Source organism: Lentzea kentuckyensis, assembly GCF_002150765.1.
GTDB classification, from domain to species: Bacteria; Actinomycetota; Actinomycetes; order Mycobacteriales; family Pseudonocardiaceae; genus Lentzea; species Lentzea kentuckyensis.
On record NZ_MUYM01000087.1, the window covers coordinates 23,632 to 49,618 of the forward strand.

At 68.2% G+C, this 25,987-nt stretch carries 24 protein-coding genes; 12 read left to right on the plus strand and 12 right to left on the minus strand.

What is annotated here, in order from left to right; all coding sequences use genetic code 11:
- Both B0F77_RS34835 and B0F77_RS34840 read left to right on the plus strand, forming a co-directional pair.
- Entirely contained in the window at positions 1-768 is a 768-nt protein-coding gene (locus B0F77_RS34835; RefSeq protein ID WP_143467048.1) for an iron-containing redox enzyme family protein, read from the plus strand.
- 24 nt (positions 769-792) lie between these two features.
- Positions 793-1,152, plus strand: a complete 360-nt coding sequence (locus tag B0F77_RS34840) for an STAS domain-containing protein (protein ID WP_086667289.1) — start codon at positions 793-795, stop codon at positions 1,150-1,152.
- Between the two features lie 2 nt (positions 1,153-1,154).
- On the opposite strand, the gene B0F77_RS34845 is transcribed toward B0F77_RS34840, so the two are convergent.
- Genes B0F77_RS34845 through B0F77_RS34855 form a run of 3 tightly spaced genes read right to left on the minus strand, consistent with a single transcriptional unit; the run spans position 1,155 to position 4,663 of the window.
- A complete protein-coding gene (locus tag B0F77_RS34845) occupies positions 1,155-1,841 on the minus strand; it encodes an SDR family NAD(P)-dependent oxidoreductase (protein WP_086667290.1) in 687 nt (228 codons plus the stop codon).
- A 41-nt stretch (positions 1,842-1,882) separates the two neighbouring features.
- Positions 1,883-2,329 (minus strand): nucleoside deaminase, encoded by a 447-nt coding sequence (locus B0F77_RS34850; protein ID WP_245849032.1) that lies wholly within the window; start codon positions 2,327-2,329, stop codon positions 1,883-1,885.
- Positions 2,330-2,338: 9 nt separating this feature from the next.
- Positions 2,339-4,663 carry an immune inhibitor A domain-containing protein gene (locus tag B0F77_RS34855; protein ID WP_086667292.1) on the minus strand — a complete coding sequence of 775 codons (2,325 nt, stop codon included), beginning with the start codon at positions 4,661-4,663 and terminating at the stop codon, positions 2,339-2,341.
- A 161-nt stretch (positions 4,664-4,824) separates the two neighbouring features.
- Here B0F77_RS34855 and B0F77_RS34860 point away from each other — a divergent pair, with 161 nt between their 5' ends.
- Together B0F77_RS34860 and B0F77_RS34865 are read left to right on the plus strand one after the other, a co-directional pair.
- The gene (locus B0F77_RS34860; RefSeq protein ID WP_086667293.1) at positions 4,825-6,324 is read left to right on the plus strand and encodes a S8 family peptidase; all 1,500 of its coding nucleotides are present in this window, start codon (positions 4,825-4,827) and stop codon (positions 6,322-6,324) included.
- Between the two features lie 92 nt (positions 6,325-6,416).
- Complete coding sequence (locus B0F77_RS34865; protein WP_086667294.1) at positions 6,417-7,895, plus strand: Nramp family divalent metal transporter; 1,479 nt, start codon at positions 6,417-6,419, stop codon at positions 7,893-7,895.
- Between the two features lie 6 nt (positions 7,896-7,901).
- On the opposite strand, the gene B0F77_RS34870 is transcribed toward B0F77_RS34865, so the two are convergent.
- Positions 7,902-8,231, minus strand: a complete 330-nt coding sequence (locus B0F77_RS34870) for a TfoX/Sxy family protein (RefSeq protein WP_086667295.1) — start codon at positions 8,229-8,231, stop codon at positions 7,902-7,904.
- Positions 8,232-8,316: 85 nt separating this feature from the next.
- Here B0F77_RS34870 and B0F77_RS34875 point away from each other — a divergent pair, with 85 nt between their 5' ends.
- The gene (locus tag B0F77_RS34875) at positions 8,317-8,589 is read left to right on the plus strand and encodes a YggT family protein (protein WP_245849033.1); all 273 of its coding nucleotides are present in this window, start codon (positions 8,317-8,319) and stop codon (positions 8,587-8,589) included.
- On the opposite strand, the gene B0F77_RS34880 is transcribed toward B0F77_RS34875, so the two are convergent.
- From B0F77_RS34880 to B0F77_RS34890, 3 genes are read right to left on the minus strand one after another with little or no spacing between them, the layout of a single operon-like run.
- On the minus strand, positions 8,570-10,105 hold the full coding sequence (locus tag B0F77_RS34880) for an FAD-binding oxidoreductase (RefSeq protein WP_086667296.1): 1,536 nt from the start codon (positions 10,103-10,105) through the stop codon (positions 8,570-8,572). The two genes, B0F77_RS34875 and B0F77_RS34880, sit on opposite strands and share 20 nt — an antisense overlap.
- Before the next feature lie 25 nt (positions 10,106-10,130).
- Positions 10,131-10,304: a DUF397 domain-containing protein gene (locus tag B0F77_RS34885; protein WP_086667297.1), complete on the minus strand. Its 174-nt coding sequence runs from the start codon at positions 10,302-10,304 to the stop codon at positions 10,131-10,133.
- A 10-nt stretch (positions 10,305-10,314) separates the two neighbouring features.
- Positions 10,315-11,148: a helix-turn-helix domain-containing protein gene (locus B0F77_RS34890; RefSeq protein WP_158102903.1), complete on the minus strand. Its 834-nt coding sequence runs from the start codon at positions 11,146-11,148 to the stop codon at positions 10,315-10,317.
- Between the two features lie 221 nt (positions 11,149-11,369).
- Here B0F77_RS34890 and B0F77_RS34895 point away from each other — a divergent pair, with 221 nt between their 5' ends.
- Positions 11,370-12,569: an HNH endonuclease signature motif containing protein gene (locus B0F77_RS34895; RefSeq protein ID WP_086667299.1), complete on the plus strand. Its 1,200-nt coding sequence runs from the start codon at positions 11,370-11,372 to the stop codon at positions 12,567-12,569.
- 243 nt (positions 12,570-12,812) lie between these two features.
- Here the strand turns inward: B0F77_RS34895 and B0F77_RS34900 are convergent, their stop codons facing one another.
- Positions 12,813-13,508 (minus strand): MauE/DoxX family redox-associated membrane protein, encoded by a 696-nt coding sequence (locus B0F77_RS34900; protein ID WP_143467050.1) that lies wholly within the window; start codon positions 13,506-13,508, stop codon positions 12,813-12,815.
- 31 nt (positions 13,509-13,539) lie between these two features.
- Here B0F77_RS34900 and B0F77_RS34905 point away from each other — a divergent pair, with 31 nt between their 5' ends.
- The gene (locus B0F77_RS34905; protein ID WP_086667301.1) at positions 13,540-16,869 is read left to right on the plus strand and encodes an NACHT domain-containing protein; all 3,330 of its coding nucleotides are present in this window, start codon (positions 13,540-13,542) and stop codon (positions 16,867-16,869) included.
- Here the strand turns inward: B0F77_RS34905 and B0F77_RS34910 are convergent, their stop codons facing one another.
- Both B0F77_RS34910 and B0F77_RS50100 read right to left on the minus strand, forming a co-directional pair.
- Positions 16,870-19,458 (minus strand): CHAT domain-containing protein, encoded by a 2,589-nt coding sequence (locus tag B0F77_RS34910; RefSeq protein ID WP_245849035.1) that lies wholly within the window; start codon positions 19,456-19,458, stop codon positions 16,870-16,872. It abuts the gene before it with no gap.
- Entirely contained in the window at positions 19,455-19,877 is a 423-nt protein-coding gene (locus tag B0F77_RS50100; RefSeq protein WP_245849036.1) for a hypothetical protein, read from the minus strand. The genes B0F77_RS34910 and B0F77_RS50100 overlap by 4 nt, the downstream gene beginning before the upstream one ends.
- Positions 19,878-19,889: 12 nt before the next feature.
- Between B0F77_RS50100 and B0F77_RS34915 the strand changes: the two genes are divergently transcribed.
- From B0F77_RS34915 to B0F77_RS34935, 5 genes are all read left to right on the plus strand, one after another.
- Complete coding sequence (locus B0F77_RS34915; RefSeq protein WP_245849037.1) at positions 19,890-20,735, plus strand: S8 family peptidase; 846 nt, start codon at positions 19,890-19,892, stop codon at positions 20,733-20,735.
- A gap of 54 nt (positions 20,736-20,789) precedes the next feature.
- A complete protein-coding gene (locus B0F77_RS34920; protein ID WP_086667302.1) occupies positions 20,790-21,425 on the plus strand; it encodes an RNA polymerase sigma factor in 636 nt (211 codons plus the stop codon).
- Positions 21,403-21,846, plus strand: coding sequence for a hypothetical protein (locus B0F77_RS34925; protein WP_086667303.1), 444 nt, complete (start codon positions 21,403-21,405; stop codon positions 21,844-21,846). The genes B0F77_RS34920 and B0F77_RS34925 overlap by 23 nt, the downstream gene beginning before the upstream one ends.
- Before the next feature lie 100 nt (positions 21,847-21,946).
- Positions 21,947-22,747: an SAM-dependent methyltransferase gene (locus B0F77_RS34930; RefSeq protein ID WP_086667304.1), complete on the plus strand. Its 801-nt coding sequence runs from the start codon at positions 21,947-21,949 to the stop codon at positions 22,745-22,747.
- Positions 22,747-24,573 (plus strand): diguanylate cyclase domain-containing protein, encoded by a 1,827-nt coding sequence (locus B0F77_RS34935; protein WP_086667305.1) that lies wholly within the window; start codon positions 22,747-22,749, stop codon positions 24,571-24,573. Before B0F77_RS34930 ends, B0F77_RS34935 begins: the two co-directional genes overlap by 1 nt.
- Before the next feature lie 43 nt (positions 24,574-24,616).
- On the opposite strand, the gene B0F77_RS34940 is transcribed toward B0F77_RS34935, so the two are convergent.
- Positions 24,617-25,138: a snapalysin family zinc-dependent metalloprotease gene (locus B0F77_RS34940; RefSeq protein WP_245849039.1), complete on the minus strand. Its 522-nt coding sequence runs from the start codon at positions 25,136-25,138 to the stop codon at positions 24,617-24,619.
- Between the two features lie 237 nt (positions 25,139-25,375).
- Positions 25,376-25,972, minus strand: coding sequence for a GTP-binding protein (locus B0F77_RS34945; protein ID WP_086667306.1), 597 nt, complete (start codon positions 25,970-25,972; stop codon positions 25,376-25,378).
- Between the last annotated feature and the right edge of the window lie 15 nt (positions 25,973-25,987).

A 25,987-nucleotide genomic window follows, 5' to 3' on the forward strand; every position in this document is an offset into this window, starting at 1 on the left:
ATGCGCCTCCCTGCTCCCCGCGGCCACATGAGCGCCGCACTGGTCGCCGCTCTGCGCGCCACACCGCTGCCGCGGCCGGCATTGCTCGTCAGCGGAGGTACCAGGGACGCGTGGCTGGACGACGACCTGCAGCTGTCGTTGTGGATCTGCTACGAACTCCGGACACGCGGCTTCGACGACGTCGACCCGGCCTGGGAGGACAACACCTTCCTGACCCAGTTCCACCTGGCGCTGGAAGCACGCTGGGAAGCCGCACTGCGCACGCTGACCGAGTCGACCCAGCCCGCCGTGCTGTCGGACGAGGGCCTTTCGGAACTCCGCAAGCACCACGCGTTCTGGCAACCGCGCCGCGAAATGCGCTCAGTGCTGCGCGACATCCAAGGCGACGCATACGGCGCACGCTCCGAACGCACACACTCGGTGCTGTTCACCATGACGTTGCGCGACCTGGATTGTTTTGTCGGGGTGGACGAGATGCCCGCGCCCACGCTCGCTCTGGTGAACGCGATGTCGTTGTTCGGCCTGCACCAACGCCTGGTGGGAGCCCTGGTCGGCTTCCTGACCGCCGTGGACACCATCGGCGGCGACCCGTTCGCCCAACTCCTGCCCGTCCAATGCCCGCCGGACGACATCCGCCTCGGCTTCACCGTGTGCCACGAACTGCACGCACGCCTGACCCAGCACGTCCACTCGTCCCTGCAGGCAGGCCGCACCTCGCTGAGGGGTCGCTGGCTGGTGCCGCAGAGCCGGGTTAACGTGGGGTGCTGAAGCTTTTCCTCGAAGGGAGACAGCGTGCCCGACCCCACCGCTCTGGCCTCCGTCGTCGTCGACCGGATCGCACCCGACGTCGTCGTGCTGCATGTGTCCGGCGAACTCGACACGACCTCCAGCAGCGAGCTGACCTCGCCCCTGGACAACCACGTGGTGCCTGATCAACGGGCTGTCGTCGTCGATCTGGCCGGGGTGAAGTTCCTGGGCTCGGCCGGCCTGGAAGCCCTCGTGCTCGGGCAGCAACGCGCTTCCCGTGCCTCGGTGGAGTTCGTCGTGGTGGCTTCGACGCGGGCGGCTTTGCGGCCGATCGAGGCGACGGGGCTGGACTCGGTGTTCACGATCCTGGGGTCGGTTGACGAGGCGGTGGAGCGCTACACCTAGCTCTACCAGGGCAGAGGGCCCTCGGCGTCGAAGTAACCACCCGTCGGCCCGTCCGGTCCGATCTGCGCCATCCGCACGATGATCTCGGCGCCCTGCTCCACGGTCTGGCGTCCGGTCCCCCGATTCAGATCGGTGGCGGTGAACCCGGGCTCGACAGCGTTGATCCGCATCTGGGGGAACGCCTTCGCGTACTGCAAGGTGACCATGTTCACCGCGGCCTTCGAGACCGGATAGGCCACCCCGGGATACCCGCCACCAGCGGCGGCCGTGGCCAAAGACGCCAGCCGGCTGCTCACGTTCACCACGACAGGCGCCGCGGACCGCTCCAGCAACGGCAGAAAAGCGTGCAGCACCCGGACCATCCCGAACAGGTTGACCTCGAACGTCTCCCGCATCAGATCCGCCGTGACGTCCGCCGCGCCGACCACGCCCGACTCGGTCCACTCGGGAGCGATGCCGGCGTTGTTGATCAGCACGTCCAAGGACTCGACAACGGAAGCCGCGGCGGCCACCGACGCGTCCGAGGTGACGTCGAGCTGGACGGGGCGTGCGCCTACTTCTTCGGCGGCGGCCTGTCCGAGCGACGGGTCACGGCTGCCCAACCACACGGTGTGACCGGCGCGAACGAGCTGGCGGGCGGACTCGAGGCCCAGGCCCTTGTTCGCGCCGGTGATCAGCACAGAAGCCATACATCCACGCTACGACCTGGAGCGCGCTCCAGCGCAAAGCATCAATCCTGGCCGATGTCCTCGTACCAGAGCTCGGGCCGCTCGGCGATGAACGACGTCATCAGCGAGATCAGCTCGGGGTCCTCGACGACCGTGATGCCCACTCCGTGCTCAGCCAGCCAGTCGTGGCCGCCGTAGAACGTCGTGGCCTCGCCGATCAGCACGTGGGAGATGCCGAACTGGCGGACCAGGCCGCTGCAGTACCAGCACGGCGACAGGGTCGTGACCATCGTGGTGCCGCGGTAGCCGCGCTGGCGGCCGGCGTTGCGGAAGGCCGAGGTCTCCGCGTGCATGGAGGCGTCGCCGTCCTGCACGCGGCGGTTGTGGCCCCGGCCCAGCAGACGGCCGTCGCCGTCGAAGAGCGCCGCGCCGATGGGGATTCCGCCCTCGGCGAGTCCCATCCGCGCCTCTTCGACGGCGACGGCCAGCATGTCTGAAGCAGCGGTCATCGGACCAAGCTACTTCGTCTTGAACAACTTCACCGTCATCGACGTGCCGGACTGACGGAGAACACGAAGTCCGACGCCGACGGCGGGCAGCTTCACGCCCGCGTTGGGCTGTTCGGCGAACCAGAACTGCTTGGTGTCGTCGAACGTCGGCTGGGCCGCGGCGCCGCGGATGTAGGACGCCTTGCCGTTGACGTGCAACGTGAAGGAGTCCGACTTCTGCAGCCCGAACGGCGCGTCGTAGCCGCCGACGGCCGTCGACCAGCGCTGACCCTCCAGGTTGTAGAGCGGCGCCGGGTTGGCGTCGATCGGCAGGATCAGGCCCTCACCAGGGTGTTCGCTGACGTTGTTGTCGAGGAACGAGGTGTTCCACAGCGACACGAGCAGGCCGTCCTGGTACGGGAAGTGCTCCACGTAGTCGGGCTTGTCCGGGAAGCTGTAGCGGTACGGACCGGTCTTGTTGTACTTGCCGTACGACTCGTAGGTTCGGTTCGACGCGATGTAGAACTGGTCGAACGCCTTGGTTTCCTTGCCCTCGGTCGTACGGAATCCACGCGTGGTCCACACGCCGGCGGTCTCACCACCGTCCGTGAGCACCGGGGTGCCGTCGGCGACGACCGAAATGGCGTCCGCGAAGAAACCTTGCAGCGCAAGGGCACCGTCAGTCCGGTAGGCCAGGCGCAGCTTGGTCTGCTTGCCCGCGTAGGCGTCCAGGGGGACGGTCAGGTCGACCCACTGGCCACCGGACGACGCGCTCAACGCGGGCGCGTCGGCCGAGTCGCGCTGGAAGGGCGCGCCGTTCGCCACGCCGTCGAGCTGGGTCCAGCTGCCGTCCTCATTGGACGCTTCGACGTAGAGGTAGTCGTAGTCCACCTCGATGTCGTAACGGGCCTTCAACGACAGCGACGCCGTCGACTTGCCGCGCAGGTCCAGCGGGACCGTCATGGAGTTGTCGAGGTCGTTGCCCTTCTCGCTCCACCACATCTTGCTGCCCGCGAAGGGTGCGCCGTAGTCGAACGACTTGGAGATGTCCGGCAGCACCACGACGAGCCCCTGGGCCTTCGCCGAGTTGTACTCGTGCGGGCCGAGTTCGAAGACGCGTTCCTGGCCCGCGACCGCGACTTCGTAGTCGAGCCAGCCGAGCTGCAGCTTGTCCCACGCGGAGAACTCGTTGGCGCGCTCGCCGGGCACCTCGCCGGGGCCGCTCACCCGGTTCTGGGCCATGATCGACCACCAGTTGACGCCGTTCGAGCCGCCGGCGGTGTCGTAGTGGTCCGGCAGGCCGAGGTCGTGGCCGAACTCGTGCGCGAAGACGCTCACGCCGCCGTTCTCGGGCTGCACGGTGTAGTCGCCGACCCAGATGCCGGTGTCGCCGATCTGCGCGCCACCGAGCTTGTTGGTGCCGGGACCGGTCGAGTAGTTCTTGAACGCGTACCCGCGGTGGCTCCAGAGCGCGTCCTCGCCCTGCCACGGGTCACCGTCGGCCTGGTCGCCACCGGCGTGCACGATCTGGAGGTGGTCTATGTAGCCGTCGGCCTCGTTGAAGTCACCGTCGGCGTCGTAGTCGTAGCGGTCCCACACGTCGTACTCGGCCAGCGCCGCCTTGATCTGCGCGGTCGTCCTGCCCGCCGCCTGCTGGTCGGCGACCCACTGCGTGACCGCGTCCTTGATCAGCTCACGCGAGTTGTTGCAGATGTTGTCGCCGCACGGGTAACCGTTGCTGCGGCCGTAGCGGGCCTCGTTGTACTTGACCTTGACCCAGTCGGTGACGGTGCCGGAGACCGTGTACCGGCCACTCGACTGCTTGTCGTAGAAGTTCGCGACGGAGTTGGCGTCCTTCTTGCGGGAGAAGTAGAGGTCCTGGAAGTACTGGCGGCTGAAGTCCGGGTGCCAGATCGTGGTGTTGTCGACGGCCCGGTCGGGCTCGGGGATCTGGTTGCGCACCGGCCCTTCGAACCGCTGCGGGCCCGGCGTGTTCGGGTTCGTGTCGCGGTCCGGGTAGTCCGGGTGCCGCTCGTTGCCGAACTCCGCGAGGATGACGAAGATCTTGTCGGTCTTCTCCCGCTTGAGCTCGACGTACTGGTCCTTGTTCTGCTTCTTGCCGACCTTCGCGACGGTGCTGGTGCCGCGCTTCTCGGTCGTCGCCTGACCGGTCAGCACGTCGGCCAGCGCCTGCTGCTTCAACGCGCGGCGCTTGATCTCCAGCTCGTGGGGCTGCTCGTCGGACTGCCGCGTCTCCTGCTTCTCGGGCTGCGCGGGCGGCGTCGCGGTGGCCGGGGTGACCAGGCCTGCCGTGACGAGCGTGAACACCGCTGCTCCCGCCAGAACTCTTCGCACTTCGTCCCCTCCTCGGATCCGGAGGGGCACGCTACGTAGCCGCACGATCGCTCGACACGTCCGAAAGTCGGTTGTCGGCACGACTCTCCGGCTGGACCTTTCGGCGGGCAGCCGTTCGGCGTATAACCGACTCCGGGTCGGGGCTGATCCAGGGAGTCCACATGAGACGTCTTCTCCCGGCTGCCGCCGCCCTGGTGCTGGTCACCTGGGGCGCTGCCGCGACAGCCGCTCCTGCCGCGCCGTCCGGATACCTCATCGGCAGCGCCACTCCGCTGACCACCGCCCAGGTCGACCAGTTGAAGGCCGCCGGTGCCCAGTTGCACACGACCTACCGCAACTTCGGTGGCGCGGCCGCCGCCATCCCGAGCTCCAAGATCGCGTCGGTGCGCGCGCTGCCGTTCGTGACGTCGGTGAGCCCGGACCCGATCCGCACACTCGCGGCCTTCTCCGACCCGGCGGCGGCCCCGTTGCCGAACGCCCCGTACTGGCACGACCAGATGGATCTGGAGAACGTGTCGCGGACCGGAACGGGCGTGTGGGTGGCGGTGCTCGACTCCGGCTTCTACCCGAACTGGCGCGACTACTTCGTCGAGAGCGACGTCCTGACCGACAAGGCGCGCGCGTTCCTGGGCGTCTTGGGCAACCCCAACGACAACCAGTGGGACTCGGGCAGCGACCCGCACGGCATGGCGACCGCCGCGACGATCACCGGTCATCGTTTCGCGGACGACACCAACGAGGGCGGCTGGGGCACCGGCTACGCGACGGGTTCTCCCGGCACTCGCTGGATCCCCGGCGTGGCGCCAGGAGCCAAGGTCATCCCGGTGAAGGTGTGCGAGCCGATCGGTTGCTTCGGCAGCGCCATCAACGCCGGCGTCGACTACGTGACGTCGTTGAAGAAGGCCAATCCGCGCCAGCCGGTCGTGATCAACGCGTCGCTGGGCGGCGCCGGCCTCGACGCCGTCGAGAAGGCGGCGCTGGACGCGGCGGTCAAGGCGGGCGTCGTGGTGGTCGCGTCCGCGGGCAACGAGGGCGACGCGGGCATGGGCTTCCCGGCCGCGTACGAGCCGGTCGTCTCGGTCGGCGCGGGCGGCTGGACACGGCAGTGGAACGACTACCCCGACAAGACGTGGTGGCTGGACGACGTGCCGGAGACAGGCGTGTCCGAGGTGTACGTGACGGGGTTCTCGTCGCGGCAGAAGGCAGGCCAGTACCTGGACGTCGTGTCGGAGGGCCGCTACCTGCTGCTGCCGTACCCGTGCGTGAACCTGTACAAGGACGGCCAGGTCACGCCGTCCACGAACAACCGCACCTGCGCTGCGAAGGCCACGCCGGACAACGCCTCCGCCGCACCGTTCCAGTACCTCTTCATGAGCGGCACCAGCTTCTCCAGCCCGGCCGTGGCCGGCGTGGTGGCGCTGATGCTGGAGCAGAACCCCGGACTGTCCAATGCGGACGCCGCGACGGGCACGCTCACCGATCCCGCGTCGTGGGGGCCCGGTGAGCTGGAACGCCGGCTGGAAGCGTCGGCGACGCCTCTCGCGCCGGGCTCGGTGACCGTCACGCACCGGACCGGTGCTCCACTGGTCGAGACGTGGGGCGCGGACGCCATCGGGCACGGCTGGGTGTTCGCGGACGACGCGGTGAACGCGGCTGGCTGAGCTGTTGACCGATCGCCTGGCACGTCGGGAGAGTGGGAGGTTCCGTTCCCCGACGTGTCGGGAGGTCGACAGTGCCGTCATCAGGGTCGTCGATGCAGATCGGAGTGAGCAGGCCGCCGCTGGACGTGGCTGACCTGCCGGCACCCGAGGAAGTCTTCAAGGTTGGGAAACTGGGGCCGCGGCAGGTGGTCCAGTTCGTGATCGGCCCGAGCCTGATCGCGCTCGGCATCTCGATCGGCAGCGGCGAGTGGTTGCTCGGCCCGCAGGCCGTCGGCAAGTTCGGCTTCGTCGGCATCGGCTGGGTGATCACCGTGTCGGCGCTGCTGCAGACGTTCTACAACGTGGAGATCGCGCGCTACGTCGTGGCGACCGGCGAGGTCCCGGTCGTGGGCTGGGGCAGGGTGCCGCCGGGCTGGAAGTTCTGGGTGCCGGTGTCGCTGCTGGTCTTCTACTTCGCGTTCATCTTCGGCGGCTGGGCGGCGGGCGCCGGACAGGGACTCTTCGCGCTGATCACCGGCCGCGGCTACCGGCCGGACGAGATCGAGTACGTGCGGCTGCTCGCCATCGGCCTGCTGGTCGTCGTCTTCCTGATCACCGCGGGCGCCCGCAAGGTGTCGCGGGCCCTGGAGCTCACGAACTGGGTGCTCGTCGGCACGTTGCTGCTGGTCCTGATCATCGTCACGGTCCTGATCGTGCCGTTCTCCACGTGGTCCGAGGGCCTGCGCGGCCTGGTGACCCCGGCCGCGCCTCCCGCCGGCATCACCGCGACACAGCTGGGCGGGCTCGCCGGGTTCACCGCGCTGGCGTCCGGACTGAACTGGTACGCGATGAACCACTACCGCGACAAGGGTTACGGGATGGGCCACCACGTGGGTTACCTCGCGGGCATGCGCGGTGGGAAGGTCGACGTGCGACCGGTCGGTGTGACCTTTGTGGACACTCCGGCGAACGCCTCGCTGTGGCGCCGCTGGTACCGGCTGCTGCTGATCGACCAGTGGGCGGTGTTCTTCGTCGGCGCGATGCTCGGCATGCTCCTGCCGACCGTGCTCATGGCGCACATCGTCGCCGTGTCCGGGAAGCAACCGACCGCGGCGAACGTGCCGACGTTCTCCGCGGAACAGCTGGGGATCCTGTACGGCCAGGGCATGTTCTACCTGATGCTGGTGGTGGGCGTGCTGGTGCTGTTCTCCACGCAGCTCGGCATCTTCGAGGCACTCGTGCGCAACTTCACCGACGCCGCGCACGCGGTCTCGCCCCGGCTGCGCCAGCGGATCGAGGACGACCCGCGCCGGTTCTACTACCCGTTCATGCTGCTCGTGCTGGTGATCATCGGCGTCGCGCTGCACCTGGCGTTGCCGGTGGAGCTCGTGCAGATCTCGGCGAACATGTCGAACCTGGGCGCGTTGATGTTCCCGTTCGCGTTGATGTACCTGAACTCCCGGCTGCCGCGCCCGGCCCGGCCGCGGTGGTGGCACCACGTGATCCTGGTGCTGAACGTGGTGTTCTTCGGGTTCTTCTTCGTGAACTTCGTCTACGAGTTCTTCACGGGAGGTCCTCTGGTGCGGTTCTGAACCCCGTCACTTCGGCGGTAGCTCTTCCACGAACTCGCGGCACCGCGCGATCCAGTCCTCCAGCGCCTCGTCCTCCGCGACCGCCTCTCCCGCCACGATCACCCACCCCTTCATCGGCCGGCCGGTGAAGTCGAAGACGCGCGCGCCCGGCTGGGCGAGCGCGTCTTCCTGCGCTTCGGGGCCCACGCGGGCGATCAGGTCGTCGCCCATCACTCCTACCAGCAAGTTTCCGTGCCAGAGGAACGCGATGCCACCGAACATCTTCTTCGCGTTGATGCCGGGCAGGCCGCCGAGCGACTCGCCGAGGCGGTGTGCCAGTCCTTCGTCGTACGCCACGCTCTGAATACTGTCTCAGCGAGTTGCCAGGCGCCTCTCAGATTCGTGTGGCTTCATGGACGTACAGGACATATAGGAGGCCATCTTGTTCGGCGTTGTCGGCTTCGTGCTCGGGTGGCTCTTGACGCTGTTCATCCTCGTGATGATCGGCCGGATGATCGTGGACTGGGCCGTCACCCTGCAGGCACGGGGTGACTGGGTGTGGAAGGTGCGCCGGGTGACGCACGGGATCACCGAACCGGTGCTCGCGCCAGTGCGGAAGGTGCTGCCGCCGCTGCGGTTCGGCGGGTTCGGGCTGGACCTGGCGTTCACCGTGGTGTTCATCGCGGCGCTCATCCTCAGGTCGATCGTGTGGTGAGGACACCTGGGTTGAGCAGGCCCTGAGGGTCGAGCGCGGCCTTGGCGCCGGACAACGCCGCGCCGAACACGTCCGGACGTTGCCGCAGGTACCAGGGCATGTGGTCGCGGCCGACGGCGTGGTGGTGGGTGATGGTGCCGCCGGCGCTGATCAGCGCCTCGGACACGGCGGCCTTGATCTCGTCCCACTGCGCGGTGAGGCTGCCCCACCGGCCCGGCGCGTAGATCCCGTAGTAGGGCGCGGGGCCGTCCGGGTAGACGTGGGTGAAGCGGCACGTGACGACACCGATGCCGCACACCTCCCGCAACGCCGCCGTCGCCGCCTCCACAACGGACGCGTGCAGCTCAGCGAACCGGTCCCAGGTGCACGCCGTCTCGAACGTCTCGGTGATCATCCCGTGCTGCGCCATCGCGTCCCGCTGGTAAGGCATGCGCAGGAACGACTTCCGCCACTGCTGCGCCGCGCCCTCCACGACCTCGCCGCCACCGCAGAGTTCCAGCGCACGGGCGAGCTTCCCGTCGACCGGATGATCAGCGGACTCGAACGCGAGCACCAGCACGGCCTGTGCCGACCCGGCGTTGAGGAACGCCTCCGCGGGGTCCAGCAGACGGCAGTTCGCCGGATACAACCCGGACTGCGCGATCAGCCGTGCCGCCTCGACGGCACGTTCCCACGACGCGAACCGCACCGAGGCCCCGGCGCGATGAACCGGGGGCGCCTGCAACCGCATCCACGCCTCGGTGATCACCCCCAAAGTGCCTTCGGAGCCCAGGAAAAGGCGATCGGGCGACGGCCCTGCCCCTGACCCCGGCAGCCGCCGCGACTCGGAGATCCCCTGCGGCGTGACGACCCGCAGCGACTCGGTCAGGTCGTCGATGTGCGTGTAGAGCGTGGCGTAGTGACCGCCGGCCCTGGTCGCGAGCCAGCCGCCGAGCGTCGAGAACTCGAACGACTGCGGGAAGTGCCGCAGCGTGAGGTCGTGTGGTTTCAACTGGGCTTCCAGCGCCGGTCCCAGCACTCCGGCCTGGATGCGCGCGGCCCGGCTGACGAGATCGACCTCCAGCACCTGGTCCAGCTTGGAGAGATCCAGCGTCACGACCCGATCGAGGTCACGTGGCTCGACCCCGCCCACGACGGAAGTGCCACCACCGAACGGAATCACCGCGACGTCGTTCTCACCGCACCAGTCCAGGACGTCCACGACGTCCTGCTCGGTGCGCGGACGGGCGACGGCGTCCGGCAACGGCCCGACGTCCCCGGCGAGGTTGCGCGTGACATCGCGGTACGCCTGCCCGCGTGCGTGGCCGAGCCGGTCGATCAGGTCAGTGGAGTAGAGGTCGCTCGGCGGCTGGATCCGCGACTTGGGTACGTCCAGCGACGACGGGTCCGGTGGCGAGTGGAACGTCAGGTCCGCGTCCGGCAGCACCGCCCGGACCCGGTCGACCAGCGCACGGCGTTCATCGGGGGTGACGGCGTCCTCGACGCTGCCCCAGCCCCACCACGACCTCGTTGTCATGGCGTGCCACCCTAAGCGAAACGGCTCAGTTCTGGAATGGCTCGAAGTGATCGAGCTTGGCCGAGGAGAGGAACGCGGCCCAGGCCGACGGCGACACCGGGATGTGGGTGGCGGGTGCCTTGCTGTCCCGGACACCAACCCCCGAACCGATCTCCACGCAGTTGTCGCCATCAGGGCTGTAGCTGCTCTTGCGCCACACAGTGGCCTCCTCAGGAGACGATGTCGGTGATCAACCTCCTCGATTGTTCCTCATCCAACGCCGCCGCATCGAGCGACTTGAGGATGCCGGTGTAGAGATCGAGGGTGGCTTTGTCCTCCAGGAAGATGCAGGAGTTGTTCGTCTCCAGGTAGACGACGGGTTCCAGCTTCTCGAACTTCATCAGCTTGAATTCGCCCATCGTGCCCGCGTGCGCTCCGATCGCGGTGGGCACCACCCTGAGAGATATGTACGGCCGTACCGACATCCGCAACAAATGGTGGAGTTGGTCCCGCCACACGACATCGCCGCCGACTGGCAGCCTCAGGGCCTGTTCGTGCACGTAGAAGATGAACGTCCGACGAGCGTCCAACACCCGCTGCCGTTCGACACGCACCTTCACCCGCTGCTCGACCTGTTCCGGTTTCTTGATCGTCGGCCACACCTTCATCAGCGCTCGCATGTAGTCCGGGGTCTGAAGCAGGCCCGGGACCAGCGCCAAGTGCCAGCTGATGATCTCCTTGGTCACGTCCTCGTGCTCGAACAGCGTGCGCAGCTGAACAGGCAGATCACGACCGTGGAACTGCCACCAGCCTTTCTCTCTCGTGACCTTCAACAGCGCCATGAGGTGGTCGTACTCCTCCTCCGGCACCTGGCACAGGCCCAGCAACCGGGCGAAGTCGGTCTCGTTGACCCCGCCCTTCCCCGTCAACAGGTCGGAGATCTTCTGCGGGTCCCACCCCAACAGTTCGGAAATGGCGCGGTGCGACAACCCGGTCGCGTCGACGACAGCGCGGACCGCCGCCCCGAACTCGCGGCCGCGCACCGTGGAAACTCTTGCTGGCATGCGCACGAACCTAGGCCGCCTCCCACTGCGACCAACACAGTTTTGGGCCAAGTACAACCGAAAAGGCGGTAGTTGGAGGGTCTCCATCACGCCCGTGTGTGCCGTGCACACAAAAGCACCGTTGATGAGAATCGCACCAACGACGCACACTCTTGCGATTCACCCTATCGTGAACGCACTTAGTCGTAATATGATCGTGATCTTGCGGTAGAGTAGAACACGTGATCGAAACCCGACTCCTTCCCACCGACGAGCTGCTGCGCAGCCTCGTTGCCGAGGTGACGGAGATTCGGATTCGCGAGAATGCTGTCTTGCAGATGATCGCCGAGTTGGATCGGCGTGGCGCTGCGGGCGAGCTCGGCTACAAGAATTTGCCGCAGGTGTTGCGGCACGCCGTCCGTTGGGAACTCGGCACGGCCAAGAAATGGGTCGCGAACGCCGGACTGCTGAATAGCGAGATCACCCCGACCGACAGTGAACTCGCCCCCGGACTTCCGGTGACCGCCGAGGCGGTGGCCGAGGGCGCGTTGTCGATCGAGCACGTCGCGGTGGTCGCCGAGGTCATGAAGGCACTGCCCGCCGACACCGAGGGCTCCGTGGTGGGCTTCGCCCGCGAGCACGAGCCCAGCGCGGTGCGGGCGTTCGGCAAGAAGCTCGCCTACCTGCTCTACCAGAACGACCCCGAACCGCGTGACCCCGAGCCCGCGCCGCAGGGCAACCAGCACGTGATGCGCTGGAAGAACGGCTTGCTGGAGATCCGGGCACTGCTGGACACGGTCACCGGCGCCAAGTACGAGGCGCTGCTGGACCCGCTGGCCAAGCCACGCCCCGAAACCGCCGAAGACGGCCCCGACCTGCGCTCCCGCGCCGAACGCGAAGGCGACGCCCTCGCCGAGCTGGTCGACCTGATGCTGCGTGCCGACCAGCTGCCCGAGCACGGCGGCGAGACGGTCACCCTCACGGTCACGATGAACTACGACGACCTCGCCAACCAGGTCGGCCAGGGCATGCTGGACAACCACGAGCGTGTCCCGGCCGAGCAGGTCCGTCAGCTCGCCTGCGACGCGGGCATCATCCCGGTCACCCTGGGCACGCAGTCGCAGCCGATGAACATCGGCCGCAAGACCCGCACCTTCACCGCCGGAATCCGCCGGATGCTGGTGATCCGTGATCGCGGCTGCGCGTTCCCCGGCTGCGGCAGACCACCCAAACAATGCGACGGCCACCACGTAAAACACTGGGCGGATGGTGGCGATACCTCGGTCGGCAACGGGGTCCTGCTCTGCCGCCATCACCACACGCTCATCCACCAAAGTGAATGGGCCGTGGCAATGAAGCACGGCATAACCACATTCTATCCGCCCCATTGGGCTGACCCGCAGCGCAAAGCCAGACGCAATCTCATCAATGCGACCTGCTGACCACCCGCGTGCCCGCGATCAAACGCGAAGGCGAGCCGTCCTCCTCATTCCCCGCCGGTCAAGCGGTCATAAGTCGACCACCGCACGATTGGGGCTTGACTTTGGGTGTGAGGTGCTACCGTGTTCGGATCGGCCGGGCGCTCTATCAGCCCGGCTTTTACAGGCTGATATGCGCCTCACAAGGGCCCCGAAGTCAAGCCCCAATCGCAAGCGTCGCGAAGCGGCGATGAATTGACCCGGCCGTCAGGCGGTAGTCTCAAGCAGTTCACGGATGGCATAAGTGCCCACGGCGAAGGGCGCGGCAATCCGCCCCTGAACGTCAAAATACCCTTCCGCCACCTCCGAGCCGTGCTGCACGAGGATCTCGCCGTCCAACGCCGCCAGACTCTCCGCAGTGCCCCGGCCGATGAGCAGAACGGAGGCCTTCCCGCTCAACCGCGTCCGCCACTGCGGCAACTCGGCGACGATCCGCGAGCACGGACCACACCCCGGATGCACGAACAACAACTGCCCCGCCCACCCCCAGCGCGCCGCAGATCGATCGACGGCGCGGGCACCCCGACCGGCAACCCGTCGCCCGAAGCAACCACCGGCCGCCGCAACCACCGCAACTCCAACCCTTGCCACACCTGCACAGTCCCAAGAGCCACCCAGCAACCCGTTGCGCGCCAACGTCCGTCCGCTGATCACGGCCGAACCAGCCCCGAAACAGGCACAGACCGGCCGCTTCCCCTTGCGCAGCAAGCGCGCCACCACCCCCGAAAACACCACCAGCAGCCCCAACGCCACCACTCCGGCCGCCACGACGGTCCACGGCAACAGCACCCCGAACTCGCCCACCGCCCGCCGCGTCCCCGCGAGGTCCAGCAGCTTCGCCACGCCCGCCCATCTGAACACGGCTGCCACCAGCAGGCGCGCCACCCACAGCAAACCGATCACGGGCACACGCCTTTCCGGTAGAACGTTCCTCATGCCCGACGAGGTCAGCCGGAACACGCTCAGCCGCAGCATCGTGCACGGCGACGTGTTCCAGGCGCACGAGCTGCACCTGCACGGCAACGAGGTGCCGCACCCGCCGCTGACCTCGTGGCAGGACCGCCCGAGCCTCACCGCGGAACTCGAAGACCTCCTGCACGTGCAACGCGACGCGGCCGAGGCGCTCCCCTACCGCCTGCTGGGCGTGAAACAACCGGAGCTCACCAAGGTCTACGTGCAGCAGAGCGTCCGCACGGACAAGCCGGAACCCGAACGCAAGCCCGGTGAACGCAAACCGGAACCGGCGAAACCGGAACCGGTGGAACGGGTCGTCCCGATCGAGGAAGCGCTCGCCACCGGCAAGCACCTGCTGATCACCGGCGAGCCGGGCGCCGGCAAGTCGACGCTCGGCCAGATGTACGTGCAGCGCCTCGCGAGCGAGTGGTTCGACCCGAGCACCGATCCACCGCTGCCGGAACCCGTGATGCCGCTGCGCATCCCGGCGAAGGCACTGGCGGAAGAGCTGTCGTGGAGCGAACTTCTCGCCGGCGCGGTGCGTGACCGCAGGTTGAACGCCCCGCTCAAGCCGGAGATGTTCGCGAAACGCGCGCTCGGCGCCAGGTGGCTGGTGTTCGTCGACGGCCTCGACGAGATCGCCGAACCCGAGCGCCGCGAACGCGTCATCGACGCGATCGCCTCCCGCATCCGGCGTGGCAGCGACCACCGGCTGGTGATCACCACCCGGCCGCTGCCCCCGGACGAGCTGCGCAAGATCCACGGGCCGCAGGTCGAGCTCTACACGATCCAGCCGTTCGGACCGGTCGAACTGCAGGCGTTCGCCGCGGGCTGGTTCCGCGCCCAGGACCCGACCCGCGCCATCGCGCGCACCGAGGAGTTCGTGCGGCAGGTCCACGACGGACGGCTGCGGGAGCTGGTCAGCAACCCGTTGCTGGCCACCATCGCGGCCATCGCGAACACCCTGGAGCCCCGGCGCAAGCTGCCGCACAACCGGGTCGACCTGTACGAGCGGTTCATGAACTACCTGCTGGAGGACACGGCGAGCGGCCGCGACACCCTCGCGGACCTCCGCCAGTCGCTGCAACACAACCCGACACGCCTTCAACAGGTCGAGGACCTGCACGCCAACCGACGCTCGCTCATCGAACACATGGCGCACCAACGCCTGGAGTCCGAACGCCCGCTGCTGGACATCGCGGTGGAGTGGTCGGAGTGTCAGCGCGGCGACGTGCTGACCGTCCTGGCGGGCACCGGTTTGTTCGTGCAGATCGATGAAGGACTGCGGTTTCTGCACCACTCGTTCGCCGAGTTCCTGGCGGCACGGCATCGGGCGGCGAAGATCCCCGCGGACTTCCCCGACCTCGACGACTGGGTGAATCAGGGGATGCAGCCCGCCCGCGAGACCTCGGTTCTGTTCACGTTCGCGTTGTGGGGGAGGGAACCCGGAAACGACCTCGACCTGGTCTTCCACCGGCTGACCAGCGGTGGTCTCGACCACGCGCTGCTGGCGGGCAAGCTGCTCGCCGAAGAAGTCGCGCTGGACGAGGATCTGGCCGAACACGTGGTGAACCGGTTGGTGTCACTCGTGCTGAGCATCGGCGCCTACGACGAGCCGTGGGAACCGGCGCTCAAGATCGGCCGGGTGCTGGCAGGGCTGGCGGGCGAGCCCACCGGTCGGCTGACCGAGTCGCTGCACACGTTGCGGGACAAGCCACAGCTGCCGCCGGCGACGCGGATCTGTTGTGCGGTCGCACTCGGGCACCTCGGATTCCAGCACGAGTCCGCTCAGTGGCTGCAGGACTTCGCCGACCTCCACGACCCGCTGGCGCTGCGGGCCATCGCCAACGGGCTCGCGGAGATCCTGCCGAACGGCGCGGAACTCGCGGAGAACATCCTGCTCCGGGCAGAGCACGAGAGCTACGTGGTCGTCATGGCGGCGGTGCAGATCCTGTTGAAGGAACTGGAACGCCGGGAGCCCGCCGCACGCCTGCTGCGCGGACTCGTCGCGCGGATGCGGGCGGACACCTCGATCTCACCGAACAGCCCGCACGTGCCTCAGCTGCACGGCAGCCCCGACGAGGAACCACCCGGCTGGGGCATGATCGCCGAGCAGGCCGCCCGCGCAGGGTGCGTGGAGGAAGCCCTGTGGGCCGCCGAACGGGTCCTGGCCCTGCCCCACACGGAAGTCGACGACTTCACGAGAGCCGTCGAGGCGATGGTCGCCTGCGGTGGGGACACGGCCGTGGTGACGGTGGTGGAACGGGCGAAATCCGGCTCGCTGGAACAGGTGCTGGTGGTCGGCAAGGCGCTGAAGGTCGTCAACGGCGAGCTCGCCACCGACCTCATCAGGCTCGTCGCGACGAACCCCGCGGTCGACGACGCCGACTTCTTCGAAGCGTGCCAGGCACTCGCGGGAGCGGAGCCGCTGCTGGTGACCGAGCTCGTGGCGAAGCGCGCCACGCTGGAACCCAGGAAGATCGTCGCGATCGCCGGCGAACTGGCGGAGGCAGGTGTCGATGTCGATCACCTCGTCCGGCTCGCGCTGGCGCGAATGCCGGTCGGCAGGTGGGAGTTCGGCCGGACGGCTCGCCTCGTGCTCACCCTCGGTGAGTTCAGCGAGGAGGTGTACGCCTGGGCCGGGGCCGGGCCGCCCGCGCACTGGGCCGAGGCGTTGCCGCTGATGCACCGGGACCGAGCCGCCGAGCTGTTCGAACGCCTGGTCAGCACTCCCGTGGACGGCGAGGTGCTGGCGAGATGCCTCGGCGACGTGGTCTTCAAGAACGTGCCGGACGAGGCGGAACGCTTGCTGGAGGTCACGCTCGAAATCGTGGACCAGAGCGACACCGCGGCCGCGCGGGAACTCGTGCCGGTCCTGCACCGCACCGGGCGGGCCGAGGAAGCGATCGACCTCGCGAAACGGACGTTCCTCCGGTCGTTCGGCGACCTCTACGTCGAGGAATGCGCCGAGACCCTGCTCAAGGTGGGCGGTGTCGCGGTCGCGACGTTCATCGCGGAACAGGTGCTGGCCGCGAACGTCAGCGTCGCGCGCAAATTGGCGGTCGCGAACCACCTGGCCGAACAGGGACTGCTCCAGCAGGCGGCGACGCTGTGGTGCGACGTCGTGCGCCGGCACGGAGACATGGCGGGGAAGGGCTTTACAGCCGCGACCAAGCTGGTGAGGTGCCTGTACGGCCCGCAAGCGATCGACACCGTGCGCAAGGCGCTCGCCGAGGACCGCCTCACCGCGACCGCCAGGGCCAACCTCAAGGCGCTGGAAGCCTGGCTCGTCGCGATCGAGGCGAGCTGATCACCCCGCGCCGAAGCAGACGAACCCCACGGCCGCAGCATAAGCAGCGTCGTCGACCGCGGCCCGTTGCACCGCGGCAAGAGCCTCGGCCGGCGCCATCCCAGCGGCCAGCTTCTGGTGCAGCTCGACCATCACCGGCGCCGTGCCGTCCGTCGGCACCGGCACCACGGGCGCGATCAACGTACGAGTCCCCAGCCCCAGCAAGGCAGCCGTGAACCCCATCAGCTCATCACCGGGCCGGACGGCGGACTGCCCGGTGTCACAAGCCGACAGCACCACCACCGTGGGCGGCTGCCGCAACCGCTCGATGTCGTAGACGGTCAGCGGCCCGTCAGCCAGCTCCAAGGCCGAGAACAACGGGTTGTCGACCCGGAACGAGCCATGCGCGGCGATGTGGGCCAAGGCGGCACCGTCCATTGCGGACGCAACAGCGCTCACAGTCGCTTCCGAGTCAACGAGAACCCGCCCCGGCACGTGCGCGCTGATCGCCTTGATCTCGGCAGGAGCAGCAGCCATCCGCGGACCGGCCGCCAGCACGGCCTCGCCGGAAGCGTCCGGCACGGAACAGGCGCGCAGCCACACCGAGGCGGACGGCGCGACGGTCACCTGGCGGTTCAGCACCGCCCACGGCAGGCCGTTCAGAGCGCCCGTCGGCACCACCACCAACGGCCGGCCGTCGATGCGTGCGACCAGCGGCGCCAGCAACCGTTGGGCGAGAAGCGAAGCGGCGTGTGAAGCGGAAGACCGGGCCACGGCCAGGTTCGGCAGCTGTGGCGGCAGGGTCACCAGGCGGTGCAGGGCGAAGCGGAGCAGCCGGATCTCGCGGACCACGCCCTCCACAGCGCCCAGAGAATGCAAGGAAGCCCGTCCATCGGCGAGCACGACCGCCATCAGCGCGCCGTCGTACTCGACGAACTCGATCAATGCCGACGACCCCAAAGCGGAACCCAGAGAGGCGACCGACGGCGGCTTGAACACCGACACCTCGCCGGACATCTGCCGGGTCAGGTCACGGACACGCTGCTCGGCCCGCACCAGCTTCACCCGCAACGCACCGGCCGGCTTCCCGGCCAGCAGCGCCGACTCCACGTCCGCCGCCACCGCTCGCAGCGACGCCAGTGCATCCTCGAGCCGGGGATCGTCCGGCGGCGACACGGACTTCATCCGCAAAGCTCCAGCGCGCCAGCTCTCGGTCCACGACAGCACGCGCGCCGCGTTCCCCGAGGCGACCGCCAGCCGCAAACCCTCCAGCGCCAAAGCCTGCCCCTGCACGCCCGTCGACGCCCGCAGCTCGGCCGCGCCCAGCGACACCCGGTACTCGTCCAGCAACGAGATCCCGCGACGCAGTGCCGACGACGTGCCCCGGATGTCACCGGAAAGCTTGCGCCGCAACGCCTCCGCGTACCAGCCGCGCACCCGCAGCCCGGCCGGTCCGCGCGACCGCGCGGCCGCCGCGACGGACAGCTCCGCGATGGCACGCGCGCGGTGGCCGAGGTCCGCGGCGACCTTACCGGCGTCGATGCGCGCCTCCAGGGCTGGCAGCCGCCAGTCCATCGCGTCGAGTTCGGCCGCGACGCGGGACAGCGCCAGCCGCAGCGGCCGGGACCGGTCGCCGCGCAACACCGCCGCGTGCAGTTCCAGATAGCGCGCACCGGCGGCCCACAACAGCCTCTGCTCGCGGCGGAAGCGGCGGCGCGCCTCGGCGGCGAACGAGTTGGCCGCGTCGGGATCGTCGTCCAGCAGGGCGATCCGGGCGCGGAAGTACAGCGCCTCCGAGACGCCCAGGGGGTTCTTCAACGCCTTCAGCTCGATGATCGCCCGGTCGGCGGCCGCGCGCGCCTCGTCCAGCAGCGGCACCGAGACGAGCAGCTCCAGGCGGTTCACCAGCAGGACCGGGCGCATCACGTCGAGCCGCCGGTGCACTTCCTCGGCCTTGTCGAACAGGGTCAGCGCGGCAGGCACGTCACCCGAGCGGGTCGCCATGATGCCCGCGTTCCAGTGCACGTCCGCGACCCCGAGCTCCTGCCCCAGCTCCCCCAGCAACGTGGCGGCGAGCGCGAAGTCCGCCGACGCCTCACGCATGTTGCCCACGTACGCGCGCGCGAGGCCCCGGTTGTTCAACGCCCGTGCCTCCACGAGCCTGTCACCGACGCGGCGGGCACCGGCGATGGCGGCGGTGTAGTCGCGCTGGGCGTCGTCATGACGCGTCAGGTAGTGGAAGACAACGCCGCGCTGCATCAACGCGGCCACCGCGTCGGCGCCGGCGAGTTCCGGCATCGCGTCGTCGAGCGCCTTCAACGCCTGCTTGTGCTTACCGGTGTAGACGAGCACCCACGCCAGGCTCATTTGCGCCAATGCGGACAGCCGGGGCAGCGAAGCGTCGCTCGCGATCTTGATCGAGCGACGCAGATGCCGAGCCGCGCCGGGGAAGTCGTGCATCTCGCGCAGCGCGAGACCGATCGCGCGCTCGGCGATCGACCATTCCGCGCGATCTTCCGTGGTGCGGAGGACCGCGCGGGCCATCTCGACGGCCGCACGCGGGTTGCGCTGTCTGGCCTCCAGCGCGTCCGCCGCAGAAAAGTCGGTCACGGCGTCACTTTATCCGCTGTGGTAGCTTGATCAAGCTCGGTCGGGGTGCCCGTCAACGCTGCTTTAGTGAGGCCGTGGTGTCGAAAACGCCAGAAAGCGCGGAGCTTTACCAAAGAGCTTTTCTGCAGCTCATCGCCGAGGACAAGAACATCAGCTTCCACGCCGAACGCGGGCGTGAATTCCTTTATCGGCCTGGCCAGCTGCTCGTCAGCGCCGAGGATCAGCAACGCGTGATCGAGAAGCTGCGCGAAAACAACATCGTCGCGCGACCCGGCGAAGGATTCGCCGGAATGGCCCGGTTGACGCTGCCGAACAACGCCGAGGACATTCCGCGTATCGTTCGTTTGTTGAGGGATCAACGAAACTGGCCTAATCAGCGGGTGCCGCTCGTGCAGCCGCACCACGTGATTGTCGGCCACGGCGGCCTCATCATGGGCAACCCGGGCGACCGGCCCTACCCCGCCGAGCCGATCTCGGCGCCCAAGTCCGACGACCGGCTGCGGGACGTCCGGGTCGGCATCATCGACACCGGCATCTCCTCCGGCGCCGACAGCGACCACTCCGACTGGTTCGCCGAGCGCTACGCCAAGGAGGAGGACGACGTCGATCCCGCCTACAGCAGCGGCGACGTCTTCGCATTGCAGGGCGGGCACGGCACGTTCGTCGCGGGCGTGATCCAGAACGCCGCGCCCGGCGTCACGTTCGACCCGGAGGTCGCGCTCGACTCGAACGGCTTCGGTGACGAGGAACGGCTCTGCCGCAAGATCTCCGAGCTGAGCAAGAAGAAGATCAACTTGCTGAACCTGTCGCTGGGCTGCTTCACCGAGGACGACGTGGCGTCCGAACCGCTGCGGCGCACGATCGAGGCGCTGCCCGACGACATCGTCGTGGTCGCCTCGGCCGGCAACCAGGGCACCCAGCGGCCGAGCTGGCCCGCCGCGCTGTGCGGGGTCACCGCCGTCGCCGCCGCCGAGCAGAAGCGGGACGGTTCCCTCGCACCCGCGTTCTACTCGAACTGGGGCCACTGGGTCGACGCGTGCGCGATCGGCAACCGGGCCTCGACCTACCTCAAGGGCGCGTGGCAGCTGCCGGGCGAGGGCACCGCGACGCCGTTCGCGCTGTGGGCCTACTGGTACGGCACCTCCTTCGCCGCTCCCCTGGTCACCGGCCGGATCGCCGCGACGATGGTCTCCGACGGCATCACCGCAGCTCAGGCCCGTGACAAACTGTTGAGCGGCGCGGAGTTCGCACCCGGCTACGGAGTTTTCGTCAAATAGTTGTATCTGGGAGGCAACCTCCGCCTCCGCCAGTTGTGACCGCAAGGAGTCGACGTGACCGCAGGATCCCCGATCGCCGCGCTCGTGAGCGCGGCGGCCGAGGGCGACCAGTCGGCGTGGAACGAGATCGTGGACCGTTACACGCCACTGGTGGTGTCGGTGATCTACAAGCACCGGCTGCGCCCCGCGGACGCTGCCGACGTGAACCAGACGCTGTGGCTGCGGCTCGTGGAGCAGATCGGCAGGCTGCGCGAGCCGGAGGCACTGCCCGGCTGGATCATGACGACCACCCGCAACGAGTGTCTGCGCGTGTTGCGCGTGCAGCAGCGGACGCACCTCTACGACCCGTTGTCCGAGTCCGACGCGCTGGAGTCGGAACAGGTGGACGCGGACGTGGAGTCGGAGCTGCTGGCCGTGGAACGGCGGCAGGCGTTGCGGGACGGGTTCGCCGAGCTCACGGACCAGTGCAAGCGGTTGCTGACGAAGCTCATGACCGATCCGCCGCCGAGCTACCAGGTCGTGAGCGAAGAGCTCGCGATGCCGGTCGGCAGCATCGGCCCGACGCGGATCCGTTGTCTGGAGAAGTTGCGCAAGACTCCTGCGGTCTCGACCTTCCTGGGGTCTGCCAAAAAGGGACTTGCACAGCAGACGAGAGGAGGTGTGCTGGGTGCGGCACGACTGGGACAGTGACGAAGTACTGCTCGACGCCTTGCGCGACGCGTTGAGCACACCTTCGGAGGAGGTACCGCCGGAGTTCGTGGAGGCCGCGAAGGCCGCCTTCACCTGGCGGAACATCGACGAGGAACTGCTGCTGATCACGTCGTACGACTCCGTGCTGGACGACACGTTGTTCGCCAGGGCGAGGTCGACCTCGACGACGCGGCAGCTGGTGTTCGACGCGGACGGCGTGTCGTTGCAGGTGGAGGTGTCGGCGGCCGGGCTCACCGGGCAGCTGATGCCGGCGTCCGGATCGGTCACGCTGGTGACGCCGTCGGGTGACCACGAAACAGTGGACGTCGACGAACTGGGGATGTTCGTGATGGGGGCAGCACCGCGTGGACCAGTGAAGTTCCGGTTCGCAAACGGTTGCACCGATTGGTTTATCCTCTGACTCACCATTCGGGTGATGGTGGAATTCATTCGTTCGGCCTACACCTGCGGCCAGTAGGGTTGTCGACGCTCAGAATTCGCATCTCGAGAGGTGTGCCGCTGTGGTCGATCGAGTCAGCTGGGTGCCGGAAGGTGTCAACGTCGACGTTCCGAGTTCCGCCCGGATCTACGACTACCTGCTCGGCGGCGGACACAACTTCGAAGCGGACCGCGAGACGGCCGAAGCATTGATCAAAGTGCTGCCGGTGCGGGGCATGGCGCGGCTCAACCGCGCCTACCTGCGCCGCGCCGTGCTGGAGCTCGCCGGTCTCGGCATCCGGCAGTTCCTGGACCTCGGTTCTGGCATTCCGACGGTCGGCAACGTGCACGAGGTGGCGCACGAGGTCGCTCCCGACTCGAAGGTCGTGTACGTCGACTTCGAGCCCGTCGCGATCACGCACGCCGAACTGATGCTGGCCGACGAGCCGAACGTGACGGCGTTGCTGGGCGATCTGCGCGAACCGGAGAAGGTCGTCGCCCAGGCCAGGGAACTGCTGGACTTCTCGCAGCCGATCGGGCTGCTGGTCGTCGGCGTGCTGCAGTTCATCCCGGACTCCGACGACCCGTGGGGCGTGCTGGCCCGATACGTCGAAGCGCTCCCGTCCGGTTCGTACCTGGCCCTGTCGCACTTCACCGCGGACAGCATGCCGGCGGCGATGGCGGCGGGTAAGGAGATCTTCGCCAAGACCGCGGAGCCGATCACGCCGCGCACCAGGGCCAGGGTCGCGGACATGCTGGCGGGACTGGAGATCGTGGAGCCCGGCATCGTGTTCACGCCCGAGTGGCGGCCGGAGTCGCCGGAGGACGTCGGCGAGGACCCGACGAAGGCCAACCTCTACGCCGCGGTGGGTCGTAAGCCCTGATGCCCACCTCGCCCCTGGCACAGCGCTGGGCGGCTGTTCTGATCGAGAGCGCGTACTCGCCGATGTCCCGGCGCAGGCTGACGCAGCATCTCGAGGAACACACCGCCCGGCTGCGTGCTGGGCAGGGGGCGGCCGTCGGCGAGTGGTTGGTGCGCAAGCGTTTCACCGGCCCGGACTCGTTGCGGTGCACGCTGGAGGTGCTGGCGCCGGAGTTCTCTCCCGAGGTGCTCGGCGCGCTGGCGTCCGGGTACGTGCGGGCGACGCGCGACCAGTTGTTCGCCGAGCAGGAGAAGGTCAAGAACTCGTTGCTGAAGGCCGTCGAGGACGCGCAACGCGACCTGCACGACAGCGAGGCCCGGTTCGCCCAGGTCTTCGCGTCGACGGCGGTGGGCATCGCGATCTTCGACCTGCAGGGCGCGGTGGTGGAGGCGAACGACGCGCTGGCGGCGATCCTCGGTCACGAGGAGATGCCCAAGGAACTGTTCGCCGAGGTGGACGCGGTGGCGCTGGCGTCGGCCTGCGCGCGAATGCTCGCGTCCTCTGTGGACACCGACCGGCGCGAGCGGGAACTCACCCGCAACAACGGCGACACGGTGTGGGCGAACGTGGTGCTGTCGGTGCTGCGGGGGTCGGACGGGCTGCCGAAGTTCCACGTCGCACTGATCGAGGACGTGACCGAGCAGCGGATGTTGCAGGAGTGGTTGCGGCACCAGTCGTTGACGGACCTGCTGACCGGGCTGCCGAACCGCGCCTCGTTCGCCGACAAGCTGGAGTCCGCGCTCGCGACCGGCCAGCCGCACACGCTGGGATACCTGGACGTCGACAGCCTGACGATCGTCAACGACGGTCTCGGTTACGCGGCGGGTGACGCGGTGCTGGTCGAGGTGGCCCGGCGGTTGCGGGTCGTGCTGCCGGACGCCGTGGTGGCGCGGGTCGGCGGTGACGAGTTCGTCGTGCTGATCAAGGGATCGCCGGACGTCGCCGCGCTGGCCCAGATGATCGACGACGAGCTGTCCGAACCCGTGTACCTGGAGGGTGCGGGCGTCGCGGTGTCGACGTCGATCGGTTTCGTGCACGCCGCGGGCCCTGGCACGGATCCGACGGCACTGCTGCGGCGGGCGCATTCGACGTTGCGGAAGGCCGAGATCGGCGGCAAGAGACAGTGGGGCATCTACGACCACGAGGCCGACGTCGCCGATCGTGCTCGTTTCGCCCGGATCGCGGCGATGCCCGGTGCCTTCGAGAACGGCGAGATCTCCGTGGAGTACGCGCCGGTGTCGTGGATTTCGGGATCCCTGGCCTTCGTCGAGGCCTCGCTGCGGTGGGGAACGACCGGGCACGACGAGGTCGCCACCTACGCGGACGCTCTCGGCCTGGCCGCGCGGGCCGGCCAGCTGGTGTTGCACGACGCGTGTTCGCGCGGGGAGCCGGTGCTGATCCGGTTGTCCCGCGACCAGTCCAGGGATCCGGACCTGGCGGCGCACGTGCGGTCGAACCTGCGGGCCTGCGCGTTCCCGGCTTCCTCGCTGTTCCTGGCGCTCGACGTACGGGCGATGCCGGAGGGCGAGGAGAACCTCGAGGTGTTGCACGACATGGGCGTGCACGTCCTGCTGCACGAGTTCGGCGGCGGGTTCGGCGGTCTGTCCACTGTGGACCGCAGTCCGGTGTGGGGTGTGCGGCTGGCGCGGCCACCGTCGGAAAGGCTTGCGCGGCAAGGGTTGGCGTTGATGGTGCCGCTGGTGCGCTCGGCGGGCGTGCACGTGATCGGCGGACCCGGCGATCCGGACGAGCTGAAGGCGCTCGGCGTGGACCTGGTGGTGTCGTGAGTGGTTGTGGCCGTCAGGGAGACCACAACCACTCACGGATCAACTAAGCGGCGTCTTCGAACGTCGTGGCCTGAACCGTGACGCTGCCGCCGAAGTTCCTCACGACCTCGGCCTTCTCCTTGGCGTTCGGCTGGGCGTTCTCGCACGATGTGCCGGCGCTGGCACCGGACATCAGGTCGGTGCACAGCCCCGTCCTGCGGTCGGGCAGGCCGAGGATGTGACCGAGCTCGTGCGCCGCGATCCGGATCTCGTGGTGGCCCTCGGTGACGGCCTGCCGGCCCATCCAGACCCGGCCGTTGCCGAGGCTCGTCGTCTGGGCGCGCGGCCAGCCGTTGTCCGCGACGATGGTGATGTTGACGGACCCGCTCGTCCGCTTCACGAGCTTCACGGTGTTCGGGATGGCCTGGTTCCACACGTTCGCACCCGCGTCGACGGCCGCCTTGAACTCAGCGGCGCCGTTCGAGTTGTAGTACAGCGTGCGAGGCGCGGCTTCCGCGGTGCCGATGAGGCCGACCGACATGGCGGCGGCACTGGCGACCACGGCAATTGTTTTGCGCAGGGACACAGGAATCTCCTTGCAATGCAGGGTAATTGCTCCCCGACTGTATCGCTGCGGCGTTGGGGCACAAGAAGAGTCAAGTGTGAAGCGCCGCTGACACGGTCCAGAGACCTCGCCGGGAAACCCGTCCGTGCTGCGGTTTCGTGCCCTGCGACCACGAACAGGCCGCCACCGGAAGAGGGGCATAACTGTTGACGCCTTCTGGATCTGATGGTCCAGAAGGCGTCAACAGGCGAGGGCGGTTCAGGCGAACGAGGGCTGGCGCAGCGCGTGCTCGACCAACGCGATCAGGATCTGCTTCGTCGACTGCCGGTTCCGCGCGTCGCACGGAATGATCGGCACCGAGGACGGGATCGTCAGCGCGTCCCGCACCTCCTCGGCCCGGTGGTGCATCAGGCCGTCGAAGCAGTTCACCGCGATCACGTAAGGCAGATCGCGGTCCTCGAAGAAGTCGATGGGCGCGAACGCCTCGTCGATGCGGCGGGTGTCGACCATGACGACGGCGCCGATCGCGCCGCGCACCAGGTCGTCCCACATGAACCAGAACCGGTGCTGTCCGGGCGTGCCGAACAGGTACAGGATCAGGTCCTTGTCCAACGACACGCGCCCGAAGTCCATGGCCACCGTGGTGGTGACCTTGTCAGGGACCACGGACAGGTCGTCGACACCGACCGATGCCTGGGTCATCACGGCCTCGGTGGTCAGCGGGGTGATCTCGGAGACCGACCCGACGAAGGTCGTCTTGCCGACGCCGAACCCACCCGCGACGACGATCTTCGCCGACATCGCGTTCAGGTCAACCCCAGGTGACCCCGGACGACCCGGAGCACCGTTGCTCATGGGAACTTCTCTCTA